This is a genomic window from Desulfurellaceae bacterium, assembly GCA_021296095.1.
Classification (GTDB): domain Bacteria; phylum Desulfobacterota; class Binatia; order Bin18; family Bin18; genus JAAXHF01.
Genome location: JAGWBB010000113.1, coordinates 1 through 1,557, shown reverse-complemented (window position 1 = coordinate 1,557; position 1,557 = coordinate 1). Strand labels below are relative to the sequence as shown.

Below are 1,557 nucleotides of genomic sequence, written 5' to 3'. Positions count from 1 at the left end.
CGGCTGAGCGGACCGCGGTCGCGGTCGGGCAGGCCGCGGTGCTTGTGGGCGCCGATGATCGGTTCGACCAGGATCACCCGCACTCCCAAGCGCATCAGTTCCAGTAACATCTTGTTTGGCGCGACAAACAGACCGATGGCAACAACCGTGATGTCCTGATCGTCAATACTGTAACGTAACTGGAACGGCATACTCCCCCCTTTATGAACACCTCGGATTTGAGCAGAGATTATTCTGCCTGAGGCTTGGCGCTGTCAAGCCTCAGCGGACCGCTTGTGATACACAGGCAGTATCGCCGGGCGGCTTGGACCGCTGTGGCGAGAGTGAGAAGGGGGAGAGCCATGGCCAGCTTTGAGGACTATGCCAGCAAGTACAAACACGTCCATATGGAGCGCCGCAACGGGATTCTCCAGATCCGTTTTCATACTGGGGGCGGCCCGCTGCAATGGGGACCCGGACCTCACGCCGAGTTTGGAGCGTGTTTTGCCGACATCGGCAGCGACCCGGATAACCGGGTCATCATCATGACCGGGACGGGCGACGCGTTTACCGCCGAGTTTGTCGCCGACGGCTTTGGTCGGATCGTCGCCCGCCAGTGGGGGTATATGACCGCCGACGCCAAACGCCTGCTGATGAATCTGCTGGATATCGAGGTACCAATGATCGCTGCGGTCAACGGCCCGGCGATTATCCACGCCGAGCTGGCCGTGGTGTGCGATATTGTGCTGGCCTCGGAGCGGGCCTTTTTTCAGGATGCGCCCCACTGCGTCCATGTGGTCTGGCCGCTGGTGTTGGGCATCAACCGGGGGCGCTACTTTCTGCTCACCGGCCAGCAACTGTCGGCCCAAGAGGCGCTCAGGCTCGGGGTGGTAAACGAGGTCGTGGCCCCCGAGCGGCTGCCGGCCCGGGCCTGGGAGCTGGCCGAGCAGATCGCGCGGCAGCCGCGGCTCAGCGTGCGCTACGCCAGAGTCGCCCTTACTCAGCAGCTCAAACGGCTGATGCTGGATCAGCTCGGCTACGGTCTGGCGCTCGAAGGGCTGGGAGCGCTCGACTCGTGGCCGGAGCAGGATGAGGGGTGACCAGGTCCGGGAGCCGGGCCGTTCGGACTCAGAGCAATTTGACGGGGGCCGCAACTAGAGCAAATAACGATGCTGTGTAGCTGTCCGTCATTCCTGCGCAAGCAGGAATCCAGGCTCCCAGCCTCCCGGCCTCTGGATGCCGGATCACGTCCGGCATGACGAGAGCGGAACAGCAGGGCTACAGCCTAACGTGAAACGCTCTAGGCCAACCGTGCCAACCATAGTCTCCCGAAGATCGGGGTCAGGCTCTCGTCCACTCGTCATGACCGGAGCCGGAGCGGGCTCTGTGCCATGATATACGATCAGCCCACCGCGTCCTGCACCTTCTTTGGAAACTCGCGCATGATCGCGCACACCTCGTCGGGATCGGCGCTGGCCGCAGTCACGTATAAGCCGTGCACCCCAAGGTCGCGATAGGCCCGGATTGCGGCCGCGTCGGTACGCGTCGTATCGACCATCCAGGTAATCTCCAGCTCGT

The 1,557-nt window shown here is 62.7% G+C and carries 2 protein-coding genes; one reads left to right on the top strand and one right to left on the bottom strand.

Translation table 11 applies throughout. The annotated features are described in order from the left end of the window. On the bottom strand, positions 1-191 hold a 191-nt coding region (locus J4F42_19920; GenBank protein ID MCE2487787.1), incomplete at its 3' end, for a hypothetical protein. A gap of 150 nt (positions 192-341) precedes the next feature. On the opposite strand from J4F42_19920, the gene J4F42_19915 reads away from it, so the two are divergent. Continuing rightward, a complete protein-coding gene (locus J4F42_19915) occupies positions 342-1,079 on the top strand; it encodes an enoyl-CoA hydratase/isomerase family protein (GenBank protein MCE2487786.1) in 738 nt (245 codons plus the stop codon). Positions 1,080-1,557: the final 478 nt, after the last annotated feature.